General features: G+C 69.3%; 13 protein-coding genes and 1 pseudogene. 8 read left to right on the top strand and 6 right to left on the bottom strand.

Annotation, left to right across the window (positions count from 1 at the left end):
- Nucleotides 1-47 precede the first annotated feature (47 nt).
- Both ACFVXA_RS07890 and ACFVXA_RS07895 read right to left on the bottom strand, forming a co-directional pair.
- Nucleotides 48-4,325 carry a HAMP domain-containing protein gene (locus ACFVXA_RS07890; protein WP_383742479.1) on the bottom strand — a complete coding sequence of 1,426 codons (4,278 nt, stop codon included), beginning with the start codon at nt 4,323-4,325 and terminating at the stop codon, nt 48-50.
- Between the two features lie 366 nt (nt 4,326-4,691).
- On the bottom strand, nt 4,692-5,573 hold the full coding sequence (locus tag ACFVXA_RS07895; RefSeq protein ID WP_362021251.1) for an RNA polymerase sigma factor SigF: 882 nt from the start codon (nt 5,571-5,573) through the stop codon (nt 4,692-4,694).
- 443 nt (nt 5,574-6,016) lie between these two features.
- On the opposite strand from ACFVXA_RS07895, the gene ACFVXA_RS07900 reads away from it, so the two are divergent.
- Nucleotides 6,017-6,952, top strand: a complete 936-nt coding sequence (locus ACFVXA_RS07900; RefSeq protein ID WP_384395645.1) for an anti-sigma factor RsbA family regulatory protein — start codon at nt 6,017-6,019, stop codon at nt 6,950-6,952.
- A gap of 147 nt (nt 6,953-7,099) precedes the next feature.
- On the opposite strand, the pseudogene ACFVXA_RS07905 reads toward ACFVXA_RS07900, so the two are convergent.
- Together ACFVXA_RS07905 and ACFVXA_RS07910 are read right to left on the bottom strand one after the other, a co-directional pair.
- Nucleotides 7,100-7,315: pseudogene (locus ACFVXA_RS07905) on the bottom strand (Dps family protein); the annotation flags it as partial.
- 127 nt (nt 7,316-7,442) lie between these two features.
- Nucleotides 7,443-7,634 carry a hydrophobic protein gene (locus tag ACFVXA_RS07910; protein ID WP_390024231.1) on the bottom strand — a complete coding sequence of 64 codons (192 nt, stop codon included), beginning with the start codon at nt 7,632-7,634 and terminating at the stop codon, nt 7,443-7,445.
- Nucleotides 7,635-7,804: 170 nt separating this feature from the next.
- Here ACFVXA_RS07910 and ACFVXA_RS07915 point away from each other — a divergent pair, with 170 nt between their 5' ends.
- Nucleotides 7,805-8,188, top strand: a complete 384-nt coding sequence (locus ACFVXA_RS07915; protein WP_384021619.1) for a DUF5133 domain-containing protein — start codon at nt 7,805-7,807, stop codon at nt 8,186-8,188.
- A 148-nt stretch (nt 8,189-8,336) separates the two neighbouring features.
- Here ACFVXA_RS07915 and ACFVXA_RS07920 read toward each other — a convergent pair whose 3' ends face one another.
- On the bottom strand, nt 8,337-8,759 hold the full coding sequence (locus ACFVXA_RS07920; protein ID WP_390024233.1) for an STAS domain-containing protein: 423 nt from the start codon (nt 8,757-8,759) through the stop codon (nt 8,337-8,339).
- Nucleotides 8,760-9,754: 995 nt separating this feature from the next.
- Here ACFVXA_RS07920 and ACFVXA_RS07925 point away from each other — a divergent pair.
- The 6 genes from ACFVXA_RS07925 (at nt 9,755) to ACFVXA_RS07950 (ending at nt 14,531) form a co-directional block, all read left to right on the top strand.
- On the top strand, nt 9,755-9,928 hold the full coding sequence (locus ACFVXA_RS07925; protein WP_362021242.1) for a hypothetical protein: 174 nt from the start codon (nt 9,755-9,757) through the stop codon (nt 9,926-9,928).
- Nucleotides 9,929-10,077: 149 nt separating this feature from the next.
- Nucleotides 10,078-10,440: a PRC-barrel domain containing protein gene (locus ACFVXA_RS07930; protein ID WP_384395904.1), complete on the top strand. Its 363-nt coding sequence runs from the start codon at nt 10,078-10,080 to the stop codon at nt 10,438-10,440.
- Between the two features lie 519 nt (nt 10,441-10,959).
- The gene (locus tag ACFVXA_RS07935; RefSeq protein WP_390024235.1) at nt 10,960-11,295 is read left to right on the top strand and encodes an ATP-binding protein; all 336 of its coding nucleotides are present in this window, start codon (nt 10,960-10,962) and stop codon (nt 11,293-11,295) included.
- A gap of 44 nt (nt 11,296-11,339) precedes the next feature.
- Entirely contained in the window at nt 11,340-12,263 is a 924-nt protein-coding gene (locus ACFVXA_RS07940) for a YihY/virulence factor BrkB family protein (RefSeq protein ID WP_390024237.1), read from the top strand.
- 433 nt (nt 12,264-12,696) lie between these two features.
- Nucleotides 12,697-14,046: a transaminase gene (locus ACFVXA_RS07945; RefSeq protein WP_383742463.1), complete on the top strand. Its 1,350-nt coding sequence runs from the start codon at nt 12,697-12,699 to the stop codon at nt 14,044-14,046.
- A 44-nt stretch (nt 14,047-14,090) separates the two neighbouring features.
- Nucleotides 14,091-14,531 carry an Lrp/AsnC family transcriptional regulator gene (locus ACFVXA_RS07950; protein ID WP_362021232.1) on the top strand — a complete coding sequence of 147 codons (441 nt, stop codon included), beginning with the start codon at nt 14,091-14,093 and terminating at the stop codon, nt 14,529-14,531.
- A 21-nt stretch (nt 14,532-14,552) separates the two neighbouring features.
- Here ACFVXA_RS07950 and ACFVXA_RS07955 read toward each other — a convergent pair whose 3' ends face one another.
- Nucleotides 14,553-16,751: an FUSC family protein gene (locus ACFVXA_RS07955; protein ID WP_389746848.1), complete on the bottom strand. Its 2,199-nt coding sequence runs from the start codon at nt 16,749-16,751 to the stop codon at nt 14,553-14,555.
- Between the last annotated feature and the right edge of the window lie 196 nt (nt 16,752-16,947).

Below are 16,947 nucleotides of genomic sequence, written 5' to 3' on the forward strand. Positions count from 1 at the left end.
GCGGCGGGAGGCCCGCCGAGCGGCCGGACGGCCGCGCACGGCGCATGTCACATTCCCAGCCAGCGCCGGACGCACGCGATGAGGTCGTCGGTGTCGACCGGCTTGGTCACGTAGTCGCTGGCACCCGACAGGAGGCTCTTCTCCCGGTCACCGGGCATCGCCTTGGCGGTGACCGCGATGATCGGGAGGTCGGCGTACTGGGGCATCTTGCGGATCTCGGCGGTCGCCGCGTAGCCGTCCATCTCGGGCATCATCACGTCCATCAGGATCAGCGCGATCTCGGGCCGGTTCACCAGCGTCTCGATGCCCTTCCGGCCGTTCTCCGCGTGCAGCACCTGAAAACCGTGGAGTTCCAGGATCCCGCTGAGCGCGAAGAGGTTGCGCGCGTCGTCGTCCACCACGAGCACCGTACGACCCTGGAACGCGTCGTCGAGCGGCTCGGCGGGCCGGTGCCAGGTCTCCTCGGCGCGGACCAGCGGGACCACGTCACCCGGCTCCTCGGCGGACAGGTGCAAGGCGATGCGCTCGCGCAACTCGTCGAGACTGGAGAGGAATTCCAGCGACCGGGCGCCGGAACGGGACTGCAGTGCCTGTTCCTGCGCCAGGTCCACCCGGCTGCCGTTGTGCACGAGGACGGGAACGGTCGCCAGTGCGGAGTCGCCCTCCGCGGCTTCGAGGAAACCAGCCGCTTCCCCTTCCGGCATGCCGAGTTCGAGGACGACGCAGTGCCACGGCTCGGCGGCCAGCGCGCTCGCCGCCTCCTGTGCCCCCACGACGGTGACCACGTCGACCGTGTCGCGAGCGTCGTCCTCGTCACGACTGCGCGCGATGTCCTCGACGGCGCTTTCGGCCACGAGGGTCAGCAGGCCCCGCGGCCGTTCCTCGACGACCAGCAGTCGGCGCCGTCGCTGACGGGGCAGGCCGGTCGAGCCGGGCAGCGGAAGCCGCGTTTCCACGACCGCCCCGGAGTCCTCGTCCGCCGCGGTGTCCGGCGTCCGGCCGCTGCTCAGCAATTCCTCGAAGTCGGGGCGGGCGACGGGCAGGAAGAGGGTGAACGTACTGCCCTGACCGGGGGTGCTGTCGACGGTGACCGCTCCGCCGAGAAGGTGGGCGATCTCCCGTGTGATGGACAGCCCCAGTCCCGTCCCGCCGTATTTGCGGCTCGTGGTGCCGTCGGCCTGCTGAAACGCGCCGAAGATCGTCTCCAGCTGCTGCTCCGGGATACCGATGCCGGTGTCCTGCACACGGAAGGCCGCGACGGTGCCGCCGCGCAGCACCCCTTGCGGGATCTCGTGGTCGGCCGCCGGTTCGATGCGCAGCTCGACGCGTCCTTCCTCGGTGAACTTGACCGCGTTCGACAGCAGGTTGCGCAGCACCTGCCGCAGCCGGGAGTCGTCGGTGAGCAGGTCGGCGGGGGCTCCCGGAGCGGTACTGACGGTGAAGTCCAGGCTCTTTTGCGACGTCATCGGCCGGAAGGTGGCTTCGACGTACTCGAGCAGCTGGCGCAGGGGGACGCGTTCGGGCGTGACGTCCATCTTGCCGGCCTCGACCTTGGACAGATCGAGGATGTCGTTGATCAGCTGGAGCAGGTCCGAACCCGCGGAATGGATGATGCCGGCGTACTCGACCTGCTTCGGCGTGAGATTGCGCGACGGATTCTGCGCCAGCAGCTGGGCGAGGATGAGGAGGCTGTTGAGCGGTGTGCGCAGCTCGTGGCTCATGTTGGCGAGGAACTCGGACTTGTACTTCGACGCCAGCGACAACTGCTGGGCGCGGGTCTCGAGCTCCTGCCGGGCCTGTTCGATCTGGAGGTTCTTGGCCTCGATGTCGCGGTTCTGGGTCGCCAGCAGCGAGGCCTTGTCCTCCAGTTCGGCATTGGAGCGCTGCAGCTCGTCCTGCTGGACCTGCAACTCCTCCGAACGCGCCTGCAGTTCGGCCGTCAGACGCTGCGACTCGCCGAGCAGCTCGTCGGTGCGGGCATTGGCCACGATGGTGCTGACATTGACGCCGATGGTCTCCATCAGCTGTTCCAGGAACGTGCGGTGGACCTGCGTGAAGCGGCTGACGGAGGCCAGTTCGATGACGCCGAGCACCTGGTCCTCGACCACGATGGGAAGCACCACCAGTGCCGTCGGCACCGCATGGCCCAGGCCCGAGGAGATGGTCACGTAGCCCGGCGGCAACTCCTCCACGGTGATGGCCCGACGGCTGCGCGCCGCCTGCCCGATGAGCGAGCGGCCCAGCGGGATGCGGGTGGGCCGTCCGGCCTCGTCGGGATAGCCGTAGGAGCCGACCAGCCTGAGCTGCGTCCCCTTCCTGGTCTCCTCCGCGAGATAGAACGCACCGTACTGCGCGGCGACCAGCGGGGTGAGCTCGTCCATGATGAGATCGGCCACGATGTCCAGGTCACGGTAGCCCTGCATGAGGCCGGAGATGCGGGCCAGATTGGTCTTCAGCCAGTCCTGCTCCTGGTTGGCGCGCGTGGTCTCACGCAGCGACTCGACCATGGAGTTGATGTTGTCCTTCAACTCGGCGACCTCGCCCGACGCCTCCACGGTGATGGAACGCGTCAGGTCGCCCTCGGCGACGGCGCTGGTGACCTCGGCGATGGCGCGGACCTGACGGGTCAGGTTGCCGGCGAGTTCGTTCACGTTCTCGGTCAGGCGCTTCCATGTCCCCGACACGCCCTCCACCTCGGCCTGGCCGCCGAGCCGTCCCTCACTGCCGACCTCCCGCGCCACACGGGTCACCTCGGCCGCGAAGGCGGAGAGCTGGTCGACCATGGTGTTGATCGTCGTCTTGAGCTCGAGGATCTCGCCGCGGGCGTCGACGTCGATCTTCTTGGACAGATCGCCCTTGGCCACCGCCGTCGTCACCAGAGCGATGTTGCGCACCTGGCCGGTGAGGTTGTTGGCCATCGAGTTGACGTTGTCGGTGAGGTCCTTCCAGGTGCCCGCCACGTTGGGCACGTGCGCCTGGCCGCCCAGGCGTCCCTCGGTGCCGACCTCACGGGCGACACGGGTCACCTCGTCGGCGAAGGCGGACAGCGTGTCGACCATCGTGTTGATGACGTCCGCGAGAGCGGCGACCTCGCCCTCCGCCTCGACGGTGATCTTCTGGGACAGGTCACCACGCGCCACGGCCGTGGCCACCTGGGCGATGGAACGAACCTGACCGGTCAGGTTCGAGGCCATGACGTTGACGTTGTCCGTGAGGTCCTTCCAGGTGCCGGAGACGCCGCGTACGGTGGCCTGTCCGCCCAGGTTGCCCGCCGTGCCGACCTCGCGCGCGACGCGGGTGACCTCGTCGGCGAAGGCGGAGAGCTGGTCGACCATCGTGTTGATGGTCTCCTTGAGTTCGAGGATCTCCCCCCGGGCGTCGACGGTGATCTTCTGGGAGAGATCACCCTTCGCGACGGCCGTGGCCACCTGCGCGATGGAGCGGACCTGCGCGGTGAGGTTGCCCGCCATGAAGTTCACGGAGTCCGTGAGGTCGCGCCAGGTGCCCTTGACGCCCTTGACGTCGGCCTGGCCGCCGAGGCGTCCGTCCGTGCCGACTTCCCGGGCGACGCGCGTGACTTCGTCGGCGAAGGCGGAGAGCTGGTCGACCATCGTGTTGATGGTGTTCTTCAGTTCCAGGATTTCCCCGCGGGCGTCCACGGTGATTTTCTGGGAGAGATCCCCCTGGGCCACCGCCGTGGTCACCTGAGCGACATTGCGGACCTGGGCGGTGAGATTGCCCGCCATGAGGTTGACCGAGTCGGTCAGATCCCGCCAGACACCGCCGACGCCGGGGACCTGCGCCTGTCCGCCGAGGCGTCCCTCGCTGCCCACTTCCCGGGCGACGCGGGTGACTTCGTCGGCGAATGCGGAGAGCTGGTCGACCATCGTGTTGACGGTCTCCTTCAGCTGCAGGATCTCACCGCGGGCCGGCACGTCGATCTTCTGAGACAGGTCTCCCTTGGCGACGGCCGTCGCCACTTGGGCGATGTCGCGGACCTGCGTGGTGAGGTTTCCGGCCATGGCGTTGACCGAATCGGTGAGGTCGGCCCAGGTGCCGGAGACTCCCGGCACCTCCGCCTGGCCGCCGAGCGTCCCCTCGGTGCCCACCTCGCGCGCGACGCGCGTCACCTCGGAGGTGAACACGGACAACTGGTCGACCATGCCGTTGAACACGGTGGCGATGTCGCCCAGGAGGCCACCGGCCTCGTCGGGGAGCCGGGTGCCGAAGTCCCCGTCGCGTACGGCGGTGAGGCCGGCCAGCAGTTGGCGCAGCTCCTGCTCGCCCGGCGTCCGTGCGGACGTCTCGCTCGCTGCCCTGGTCATGCGCACCCTCGTTCCGCTCCCCTGGAGTCCGCTGCATCGGACTCGGAACCACGCCGGGCCCATGGACGGTCCCCACGCCCGCCCATGGAATTCCCGCAGATCACGGGTCTTCCCGATAAGAAAATACGCCGCAGGCTAACCCGGAATGTGTGCGCTGACCAAAGCGCTGGTGGAAACTCTCGGCCGGTCCAAGAAAGTTTCCGGGAAGAGGCATAACCGCGTGAGAAGGGGATACACAGGACCCTCTCTCTGTCACCGTACCGGGCGGGACATGCAAAGTCCCGCCGCCCGGTTCCGGACCGGAGTCCGGGGAGGGCGACGGGACCGTCGTAGAAAGTGCGCAGGTGCCGGCGGGCGCGGGGAGCGTCAGGCGATCGAGGGGTCGAGCAGTCCACTGCGCAGGCGCTTGAGGATGCGGGTGATCAGACGGGAGACGTGCATCTGCGAGATGCCGAGCTCCTCGCCGATCTGGGCCTGGGTGCGCTCCTCCACGAAGCGCATATGAATGATCTGACGCTGACGGTCGTCGAGTTCGGCGATCAGCGGAGCCAGCGAGTTGAAGTCCTCGACCAGTTCCAGCGCCGGGTCGTCCTCGCCGATGAAGTCCGCGAGCACGGCCTCGCCGTCCGTGCCACCGTCGGCCGTGAGCGCGGCGTCGAGGGACGAGGAGTTGTAGCCGTTGGAGGCCTTGCGGGCTTCGATGACCTCTTCCTCGGACAGACACATCAGCTCGGACAGTTCGCGCGTGGTCGGGGTGCGGCCCAGGCGGGTGCGCAGCTCCTCCGTCGCCTTGGCGAGCTCGACGCGGGCCTCCTGCAGACGGCGGGGCACGTGGACGGCCCAGCTCGTGTCGCGGAAGAAGCGCTTGATCTCACCGACGATGTACGGCACCGCGAAGGAGGTGAACTCGACCTCGCGGGACAGCTCGAAGCGGTCGATGGCCTTGATGAGCCCGATCGTGCCGACCTGGACGATGTCCTCCATCTCGCCCTGGCTGCGGCTGCGGAAGCGTGCCGCCGCGTACCGCACGAGGGAGAGGTTCATCTCGATGAGGGTGTTGCGCACGTAATGGTATTCGTGTGTGCCCTCTTCCAGCACGGCCAGCCGGTCGAAGAACGGACGGGACAGTTCCCGCGCGTCCTTCGGGCTGATCTTCAGCGGCTCGTCGATCTGAGGGAGGACCTCCCCCTCGACCGTCCCCGCCAGCAGTGCCGTGGCCGTTGCCTTCGCTGCCGTCACGGCTGCCATGCCGCCCACCCCAAATCGTTCGAAGGAATTGATGACAGAAGGCCGTTTGCCCTCCCTCACGCCGCTCATGCCCCCCGATGCCGAAAATCTTCGGACCACGTCCGCGGCGGGCCCGGGCGCCGGGGGTGTCGGTGGAGGGACCCGGGCACGGGAGTGTGCCGACGCACCATACGCGCGAGGCCCGCGCGGACGGGCGACGGCCGAAGGGCACCGGCCGCCCCGTAAACTAAGTTCCGGGGTGAGTCCGTGAGCAGGGAGCCGGGGGAAGACAGAGCGTTGCCGCTCCTCGCTCCGGTGTGCTTCGACGCACTTCGGCAGGCCTGCCGGGTGACAGGCCCGAGGCCCCTGACCGCCGGTCAGGTTCGCCCCACTGAGCGCCCGGCCGTCGGCCGCGCGCGGCACGTGGACGGGCGGCCCGGGCTTCGGGCGACGGAGGCGGTGGCATGACGAGTACGACGTCCCGAGCCGAACCCTTCGTCCATCCGGCGCTCTTCTACCGTGGCGACCGGGAGTACGTGGAAGGGACAGCGCGGTTCGTGTCGGACGGGGTGGCCGCCGGGGAGCCGGTGGCGGTGGCCGTGCCGCCCTCCCGACTGGAACTCATCAAGGCGGAGCTGGGTTCGCGCGCCGCCGATGTCCGCTGGATCGACATGACGCGGGCGGGCCGGAATCCCGGCCGGATCATCCCTGCGGTGCTGCGCGCGTTCGCCGACGCCCACCCGGGCGGTCATGTACGCATCATCGGGGAACCGATCTGGGACGGCCGTACGGCGACGGAGTACCCGGCCTGCGTCCAGCACGAGGCTCTGATCAACGAGGCCTTCCGTGGACGCGACGTCACGATCCTGTGCCCGTACGACGCCCGGGCCCTGTCCCACGACGTGATAGCCGACGCGCATGCCACGCATCCCGTCGTGATCGACGGGGGCCGACAGACCGTCAGTGACGCCTACGATCCGGAGCGCGTGCTCGCGCACTACAACGAGACGCTGCGCCATCCTCCGGGAGCGGCGACGGTCCGCTTCGACGCCGCGCTCCTGCCGGCCGCCCGCGATGCCGCGATGTGCGCGGCGCGGGAGCGGGGGATGTCGGGGGCCCGATTGCAGGACCTGAACCTCGTCGTCGCGGAGCTGACCACCAACAGTGTGGTGCACGGGGGCGGTTCGGGGACGCTGAGGGTCTGGGCCGAGAGCGAGCAGATCGTGTGCGAGGTGCGGGACGAGGGGTGTCTGACGGACCCGCTGGCCGGTCGTCGCCCCGCACGTCCCGAACAGATCGGCGGTCGTGGTCTGCTGCTCGTCCATTTCCTGTCCGACCTCGTCCGGGTGCACACCGGTGCGTCGGGAACGACGGTGCGCAGCTACCTCGGCCGTACGTGACGAGGTCGCGGGACACCCGTCCCGGACCGGCCCTACCGGACGGCGCGTGAGCCCGCGCGGGCCCTACCTGGCGTCGCCCTGCCGTGCCGACCGCGCCGCCGCACGTTCGGTCTGCGCGTCGGCGGTGGCCAGGACGCTGCCGGAGTAGGCGACGAGCGCACCCAGGGTGCCGTGCGGTACCCCACCGAGAGCCGAGATGCGTTCGGCCGTGTCGTCGGCCATTGCCCGTACTCGGTCCACCTGGGGATCGAGCATTTCGTGCACGGCGATGAAGTGCGGGCCCACTACATTCCAGTGGATGTGCTTCAGAGTGAGCGACAGGTCATTGAGGGCGTGCAGACGCAGGCCCATAAGTTCGATGATCCTTCCGCCGTCCTGGTTGCTGACCCCGGGGGCCCTGTACTTCGGTGTCGCAGAAGTCGCCGTGAATTCATTCCTTGGCGCACAGTTGTCTTGCGGGTGTTCTCCGTTGCCGAGGTGTGGGCCGCGGCTACCAGCGGTACCAGCGCCCGCTGCGACCGCTGCAGGCGCCGGGACGTGCGACGAAGCCGAGCAGCCACACGACGAGCACGATGACCGCTATCCACCACAGCGCCTTGACGGCGAAGCCGACACCGAAAAGGAGCAGGGCGAGCAGAAGAACAAGAAGCAGGGGATCCCTCGGTATCAACCTCCGGGACATCAAGTGCCCTGGAGCATTTGGAACACACCTTCCTTTGCGAGTCGAGGGACGCTCCGAGAGCGGTGTACGCGTCCCGACAGTGGTATACGCGTCGGCTGCATCAGGATTCCGCCAAAGAGGGCGCTCAGGACGGAAGTTGTGCATGCCCCGGCGACGGCCGGGAACACGGAGTGAAAATCGAGAGAGGAGCCCTCGCCGTGCTCGTACCCGACCCGAAGGTTGTCCGGAGGCTGTTGACGCGGTACGCGTGCCTGAAGATCGCGTACGCCGAGAAGGAGACTCTGGAGACAGCACGCGAGTTGGAGGACGTCACCTACACGCTCTGCGTGATGACGGGGACCAACAGCGTTCAGGATGCCGTGGTGGCCGCCGACGCCCTGCTGATCGCCGGAAGTGCTCGGAGAGAGGTGGCGTTCGGCGGGGAGCGGAAGAAGGCGCCCGCCGCCGCGCGTCTGGCGCAGCCGCATGTCGATCTGGCGCAGTCTCATGTCGACGTGGGCGAAGTGAGCGCCATGAGCGGTCAGGGCGGAGCAGCGCCGGGGGCGCTTCTCTGATCCCCCGCCACCTTGGAAGAGAAGAGGGGGCCATCACCCAGCCGGGTGGTGGCCCCCTCTTCCGCTCCCTACAGGCTCTTCCTCTGCCCACAGATGAAGCAGCCTCTGCCGGTGAAACAGCCTCTGCTGCGGGAACTCAGGAAAAGAGTCAGGCCTCCGGCGCACTCGTGGCTTCCGGCGTTCCTGTCCGGCTCGCACCCTGCTCCCGCCACGAGTCCACCAGCGCGAGCGCCTCGTCCACGCTTTCCGACGTCGGCACGGTGAGACTGACTCCGGTGAGGTCGAGGACGCGTCGTACGGCAGGTGTGGGAGCGATGACGTGCACGCTGCCCGCCACTTTGCGGGTCTCCTGATAGCCCCGCAGGATCACGTTCATGCCCGACGAGTCCATGAAGGGGACGGCCGACAGATCGAGCAGGAACCGGCGCCGTCCGTGGTGGAGCTGGTTCGCCAGATGATGGTGCAACTCCGTTGCCGTATCGATGTCCAAGTCGCCCCCGATTGTCAGGATTGCGACGTCCTCGCGGGGCACGGCCACGTCGATGGACAACGGATTCTGGGCTCCGGGCACGAATACCTCCCACAGATGCGAATGCTCGCTGGGCTGGTTACCCCGGTTGTTCGATTCGACGCCTGGTGCGTCGGCACCGATCGGAATCGGTGAACACACTCTCGACGTGCCCGTCCGCCGCGCGGCCTGCCTCGGTCGCTACTCGCCCCCTCGGCCGCTACTCGCCGCGGTGCCGCCAGTACCAGACCAGCCCCGCCACGAGGGCGCAGAGGAAGACCAGGGGCAGGATGAGACCGGGGACGCGGGCCGCCGTCATGACGGGCCTCCGGCGGGAGAACAGGCCGACACGGCCCGGGTGTTGGCCATTGCATTCGCTTCCGATGAGCTGTGGGCCGCAGGGGTGCGTACGGCGACTCGAACACGGCGTACGGCACTCGCACCCCAGGTGGCGTGGGCTCAATGATGACCGAAACACCCGGTGACCGACCCCGGTCGGCAGGGCCGGACTTGTGCACGAGGGAGTCCGGGACCGGATCCGTGTCGCGAGAGGCGCGCACGGTGTCGGGCGGCGCCGCCCGCGCGCCGCGACCGTGAGTCGACGGCCTCGCGAGCGGACGTCAACGGCGTCCGCGCAGTTTGCCCAGGAGCCGCTGTGCCTGGGCCCGTCGACGGGGATCCGCCGCGGCGCGCCGTACCTCCTCGGCCGTGCGTCGACCCTGAGGGCTCCTGGCGAACCGCTTGATCCGTTCGACCATTCCCGGCATGACGTTCCTCCCGGTGGGGACTGATGGGCTGCTTGCGCTCCCACTACCCCGTCCCTGCCGGGTCAGGCGGGGCGCGTCGAGGCGGGCCGGCCGTTCAGGCGCCGCCGCGCACGCCCGGAGCGTCCGCCGGAGCATTCCCGGAGCATTCGGGGCGTTCCTCCCGTCAGGCTGAGCGCGGCGTCGGTCGACATGCCGCGGCGATGCGTCCGCCGTCCGTGGTGGGCCGCGTGACGTTGTGTCATTCGGCCTCTTGGGGGCATTCGGACTTCATCCATTCGAAAGGGGAGTCCCATGCTCGCCATCGTCGCGGCGGTCTTGTTTTTCATCGCTTTTCTGATCAATGCCGCCGACATTTCGACCAATGACGTGTTCACGTCGACCAATGTCATGCTCATCGGGCTTGCCGTACTCGCCCTGCACCTGGCCGGCGTCGGCAGTGGCTGGGCGAGCCGTCGCGGGCGCTGACACCTGGGTGGGAGACCGTCGGCCCGGAGCGGCTGCTTCACCTCACGTGCACCGATTCGCGAGGAATATCCGCCGAGTGTCGACCGGACGGCAGGGTATTTGCTGCTCTGGAGGACGCTGAACGGGCGACACAGGAGGAGGAAAGCGTGATGGTCGACAGAATCTGGTCGTACGCACCGGAGTTCAACCATCCCGAAACGCGGGAACTCACCGGGTACACCGTGGAAGCGACCGACGGAACCATAGGGCAAGTGGACCGGCAGGCCGACGACTCCGGGATGCGTCACCTGATCGTCGACACGGGTGTGTGGGTGTTCGGAAAGAGCGTCCTGGTACCGGTCGGCGTGGTCGCCGGCATCGACACGCACGAGCGGAAGATCACGGTGGTGTGCACCCGGGAGGAGATCAAGTCGGCCCCACGTTTCAGGACCGACCGCGAGACCCTTGACCCCGAATACCTGGCCCGGGTGGGCAGTTACTACCGAAGTCTGCCGCCCAGGCAGTCCGCATGAGCCGTCGCCCGGAAGCGTGCCCTTGGCCAACCGGACCAGAGCGGGAAGAGGCTTGGACCTCGAGCAACGGGGGCTCACGGCGCACGGCGGCCGTTTTCGCGGGGACGGCCGTCGCGGACTCGTCGATCCCGCACGTCCGCCTCGAAGCACACCGCGCCCACCGGGCCTGCGGAACACTCATGGCGGCACCACGTCGAACAGCCTCCGGGCGATGTCGCTGAAGGGCCCACACACCACCATGAGGAGCGTTCAGGCAACGATGGACGTACCGGACTCGGCGGCCGAACGATGAACGCGGCCGACCACCCTGCCGCGGCCACCCGGAGCCGGGGCGGAAGCGGCGCCGGGAAGGCCGGTCTCGGGGACGACACCCGCTGGGACCAGAACGACGCACCGCAAGTCGCCTCAATCCCGGCTCCGCCCGCCAGTCCGCCGAAACCGTCGCCGCCGGGCGCGGTGTCGGCGTCGCCGGCCTCGATCACGAGCGCCTCGGCGGCCCGCCGCCACGTTCAGTCCCTGGTGCGCGCACACTGGAACTCCCCCTCCGCGGAGGTACCTCAGGAAGCCGTCATCGATCTGCTTCTGGTGGTCTCCGAACTGGTCACCAACGCCATCCGGCATGGAGAGGGCCTGGCCGGATTCCATGCGACGGTGACCGAGGAGGGCGTACGGCTTCACGTGCGCGACAACAGCGACGTCGTCCCCGCCGATGCGTACGGTTCGGGAGAGATCCCGCCAGGGCATCCGGCACGAGGATACGGGTGGCCGCTGATCATCCGCCTGTCCCGGGAGATCACCATCGAGCCCTCCCCGGAGGGTGGCAAGACGATCAGCGTCCTCGTCCCGCTGACCTGAGCGGCCCGATCACGACACCGCACCGAACCCGCATTGGACACCCCATGGCCGCTGAACCCCAGCCGAACGGCACCATCAAGGCGGTCCGGCCCACGCGGCTGCGCCGGTACGGGCCACGGCTGCCCGAGGTCTGGTGGCCGGCCCTGCGCCGCACGCCGGTGTCGATGTGGAACGACGACGTCACCGACTGGGCGGCCGCGCTCACCTACTACGCGATCCTGGCCGTGCTGCCGGCCCTGCTGGTCATGGTCGTCGCCTTCGGCCTGATCCACCCCGACACCGCCGAACAGCTCATCGCGCATGTCACCGCGTACGCCCCGGCGCAGTCCGGAGCGGAGCTGCACCAGGCGCTGGCGGAGATGCTGCGGGAACGGTCCGCCGCGTGGACGCTGCTGGTCACGGGTGCGGCGAGCGCACTCTGGTCGGCCTCCAGCTATCTGGCTGTCTTCCGCCGGGCCCTGCACCGCATGCACCACGTGGCGGACCGGCGCTCGGCCTGGCGTACCGCACACCGCCTGGTGCTCACCGCGCTCGCCCTGCTCGGACTGCTCGTGGTGAGCGCGCTCGTGCTCTTGCTGACGGGACCCGTGGCGGAGGCCGCCGGCCGTCTCTTCGGACTCGACGACACGGCGGCCGTGGCGTGGGGCGTCCTGCGCTGGCCGCTGCTGATGTGCCTTGTCGCCCTGCTGGTCCTCGTGGTGTTCCACACCGGGCCACGCCCGGCTCGCCGTCGTGGCCACAGCCTGCCCGGCGGCATCCTGGCAGCCGTTCTCTGGCTGACGGTCTCCGCCTGCTTCGCCCTGTACGCCTCCGTCCTCGGTGCCTACAGCAGGCTCTACGGCTCTCTCGCCGGCGTCGTGGTCTTCCTCGTGTGGCTGTGGCTGTCCAACCTCGCCCTGCTGGCGGGTGCCCAGTTCACGGCCGAACTGAGCGGCGCCGCGGCGGCCTTGGAGGAGACAAGCGCCTGACCCGGTGAGTTTCCCGTGGTTCCCGCCACGGCCTGCGGCCCGGCGGGAGGACGCACGCTGACGGCGCCGGCGGGCATGACGAGGTCAGGACGACGGGGCTCGGTGGCCGAGGCGTAGGCGTGGGCGAGGCACAGATCGGGGTCTCTCTCCCGCCCCAGCGGACGGTGATGATTCAGTCGCCGGCGCAGCGGAATCGATTGTCGAGGGTTGCGATGGCGATGTTTTCATTCGTAGCATCGCCGCATCCGAACGCCAGACCCCGGATCCCAGATCCAGACCCCAGATCCAGACCCCGGATCCCCGACCCCGGATCCCAGACCCAGACCCCGGATCCCGGACCCAGACCCCAGACCCCGGATCCCGGACCCAGATGACTGGATCGATAGCTCGCCAAAGCGACATCACGAGATCGCCAGATCCAAGGAGCACCTCGATGGACCGCACCCGCCTGCAGCAGCTCCTGGCCCGTGAGAGCGCCGAGGCCGAGCGTCGCAACCCGCGCTCCAAGGCCGCCTACGAGCGGGCCGACCACCTCTTCGGCCGGGTCCCGATGACGTGGATGAACAAGACCGCGGGTGCCTTCCCTCGCTACCTCGACACGGCGCGGGGCGCCCGGATCACGGACATCGACGGGCACGAGTACCTCGACTTCTGCCTCGGTGACACCGGCGCGATGGCGGGCCATTCGCCCGCGGTCGTGGCCGAAGCGGTGCGCAGCCGCTTCGCCGAGCTCGGTGGCGCGACCGCGATGCTGCCCACCGAGGACGCCGAGTGGGTGGGCGCCGAGCTCACCCGCCGGTTCGGTCTCGCCCGCTGGAGCTTCTCGCTGACCGCGACCGACGCCAACCGCTGGTCCATCCGGCTGGCCCGGGCGGTCACCGGACGTCCGAAGATCCTGGTGAACAGCTACAGCTACCACGGCAGCGTCGACGAGTCGCTGATCGTGGTCGGCCCGGACGGGCACGGCACCGCCCGCCCCGGAAACGTCGGCGCCCCCTGTGACGTCACGCTCACCAGCCGGGTCGCGGAGTTCAACGACCTGGCGCAGCTGGAGCGCGAACTCGCCCATGGCGACGTCGCCGCCGTCCTCATGGAGCCCGCGCTCACCAACATCGGCATCGTGCTGCCCGAACCCGGCTACCTGGAAGGTGTGCGAGAACTGACGCGCCAGTACGGCACGCTCCTCATCAACGACGAGACGCACACGTTCTCGGCAGGGCCCGGTGGCTGCACCGCCGCATGGGGCCTGGAACCGGACCTGCTCACCATCGGCAAGGCGATCGGCGGGGGCATTCCGGCCGGCGCGTACGGGCTGTCGGCGGCGCTCGCCGAGACGCTCCTCGACCGTGACGACCTGGACCTTGTCGACATGGGCGGAGTCGGCGGCACCCTGGCCGGCAACGCCCTCTCCGTCGCCGCGATGCGGGCGACCCTGGAACACGTCCTCACCGATGAGGCCTTCAGCGAAATGGCGAAGCTGTCGGAGCGGTTCGAGGCCGGGGTGCGCGCGGGGATCGACGCGTGGGCCCTGCCGTGGTCGGTGAGCCGGCTGGGCGCACGGACCGAGTACCGGTTCGCCGATCCGGCGCCGCGCACCGGCACGCAGTCCGCGGCGGCCGCCGACGCGGAGCTGGAGGACTTCCTTCATCTCTATCTCGCCAACCGGGGCATCCTGCTGACCCCGTTCCACAACATGGCGCTCATGTGCCCCGCGACCACGGCGGAGGACGTCGACCGGCACACCGACGTCTTCGCCGCCGCCCTGGCCGAACTGGTCGGCTGAACCGCGCCGTTGATCTTGGAGCGGGCGAGCCGGAGAGGAACAGCGTGGACGAGATCGACCGGGCCATTCTGCGGGAACTGCAGATCGACGGCCGTATCGCATATGCCGAACTCGGCCCCAAGGTCGGCCTGTCCGCGTCGGCGGCCCGCCAGCGACTGCAACGGTTGCTCGACACCCAGGCCGTACAGGTGGTCGGGGTCACCGACCCGATGGGCATGGGCGGCCAGTCGATGGCCCTGCTCGGCATCGCCGTGGACGGGGATCCGCGCGCGGTCGCCGACGCGCTGGCCGAACGGGCCGAGGTGGTCTACTCGGTGCTCACCTCCGGCGGCTTCGACCTGTTCGCCGAGGTGGTCTGCCCGGGTCCCAGAGACCTGCTGGACTTCGTCAACGACGTCGTACGCCCCATCGAAGGGGTCCACCAGGTCCAGTCGTTCCCGTACTTCGGGATCCACACGCACCGTTTTCTGTGGAACGTGGGCTGAACCCCGTGACGCCGGCGCAGGCTACGAGCCGACCACCCGGGACGGGGCAGGCTCGGGTGTCGCGACGGACACCCCGAGGGGGCGGGCCAGACCGATCACCCCTTCGTCCAGACGCTGCAGATGCCGCAGCACACGACCCGTGACGCGGTCGTGCCGAGGGGAACCCGGCTGGTCCGTCTCCAGCATGGAGGCGAGACTCGCGCCGGTCTCCACCACACCCTCGCTGTCGGCGTCCTCCACACGGGCGACGAGGACGTCGATGTTGTGGGCGATGCGCCGGCCGGCCCCCTTCAGGCGGGGATCCGCGGCGACGGTCTTGCTGTAGGGGAGAAGCTCGGCGGTCGCCGCCAGTGAGCGCGCGTGGTAGGCGCACGTCTCCAACAGGGCCACTACATAGCGAGCGGTCTGGCGGCGGCCCCGCAGCGGCGTGATCGGATGGGTCAACGGCTGCACGGAGGACCGCAGACTGTCCAGTGCCGTGTCGAGGTCCCGGGCCTTGTCCAGCAGATCGAGCGCGGGACCGCCGCTCAGCTGCTCCACCGCGGCGTCGGTGACGTCACCGAGCCGGGTCAGCACCGTGCCGAGGAGCTCGTCGGTACGGCGATCGGTGTGCACCGGCAGGACCACGGCGGCCGCGATCACCCCGCAGGCGGCGCCGAGCGCCGTCTCCTCGATGCGCAGCACGAGCACCGCGGCGCTGTAGGTGTTGAGCAGGGTGTACAGCAGCCCCAGCGCCGCCGTGACGAAGAACGACATCAGGGCGTACGACAGCGGTGCGGTGAAGAACATGGCGAAGACGAACAGCAGGACGAGTGCGAACGCCGTCCAGGTGTGGTGGCCCACCAGCCCCGCCAGGCCGACACCGGCGACCACGCCGAGCACGGTGCCCAGCAGCCGACGGTAGCCCTTGACCAGGATCTCCCCGGTGGACGACGTGTTCAGGAAGACGACCCAGCAGGTCAGCACCGCCCAGTACCAACGCTGACTGGACAGGAACTCCCCGCCCACGATGGCCAGCGCCGAACCCACCGACACCTGCACCGCGGCACGGGTCGTCGGACGCTCCAGCCCCTTGCGCACGTCCGGCTCCGGCTCCGGCTCCTCGGCCTGGGCGATGGCGACGTCCTCGGCGTCCAGTTCCTCACGGGAACGCGTTGTCGAGGGGGTGTCGTCGGACTCGTCCTGGGGCCCGTCGAGGGCCAGCCGCAGGCCCAGCACAGCGCGCGCCGCCTCGCCGATGCCGCGGAAGACGTCCTGGACGGGGGCCGAGGCGCGCGGCAGATTCTCCTCGTCCCGATAGCCGATCAGCCGGTTGCGCAGGTGGGCCACCGCGGCGCCGCGATTGTTCGGGGCCGGCCGTGCCACGAGCAGGCGCAGCGCGTGGAGATCGCGGCGCAGTGTCGCGGTCGTGTCGTCCTGCGCCCGCAGCCCGTTGCCGGGCGGGGGTACGGGCGCGTGCGGCAGATGCAGCGTGAGCGTGTCGGCCCGCTCGGCGCTGCGCGCGCTGAGGATGAGGACGCCGAGCCGCTCGGCGGCGATCTCGGCGTCGGCCACGCGACGCTGGACGAGTGAGGCGGCGGCCCTGTCGCTGGTGCCCTCCTCCAGCAGCCCCTGGATCATCATCGCGCTCTCGTGCAGGCGTGCCGTGTGCCGGCGTACGTCCTCCAGGGCCTTCTCGACGCGGTCCGGCCCGGCGTCGAGCAACTCGATCTGGGCGGACACCAGTTGAGCGAGTCGGGCTCGAAAGGCCCCGCGCAGTCGCAGCAGGATGCGTTCGGGCGTCTCGACGACCAGGGCGAACCGCACCACCGCGCTGCAGACGAAGGCGACCACCAAAGTGCCGCACAGCCCCGGAAGCGCGGAGACAGTGGCTCTGACGAACAGGGACACGAAGTACAACTGGAACCCGATGAGTCCCAGGGCCGTACCGCGATCACCGAACCGGCGGCTGTACACCGCGGCGAAGATCAGGGCGAGGAAGAAGAGGTCGCCGGCCACGACCTGGGTGCTCAGCAGCGCTCCCAGCGACATCGCCACGAGCGCCACGGGCAGGCCGAGCGCGAGCGTGAGGGCCTGTTCGCGCCACTGCTTCTCCTTGATGGCGAAGGTCGCGACCATGGCCGCGATGGCACCGGCCACCATGTGAGTCACATCGACCTTGAGCAGCGCGAGGACCGCGAGGGTGAGGGCGATGGAGCCGGCCGTCCGCAGCCCGGCCATCAGCCGGAGCAGCCCGGGGTCGGATGCCGAGAAGCGGTCCCAGATCCCGGTCCGGCCCGCTCGTGTCACTGTCCTCACGCCGCCGCTTTTCTCCGCTCTTCGCCATGATCCGGAAGTTCCAGCATGGCACGCGGCACCGCTCCACCGCCCCAGGGGCCGACGCCGGCGCAGCTCTTCGACGACTTTCCGTTTGCAG

The organism is Streptomyces sp. NPDC058246 (assembly GCF_042881985.1).
Classification (GTDB): Bacteria; Actinomycetota; Actinomycetes; order Streptomycetales; family Streptomycetaceae; genus Streptomyces.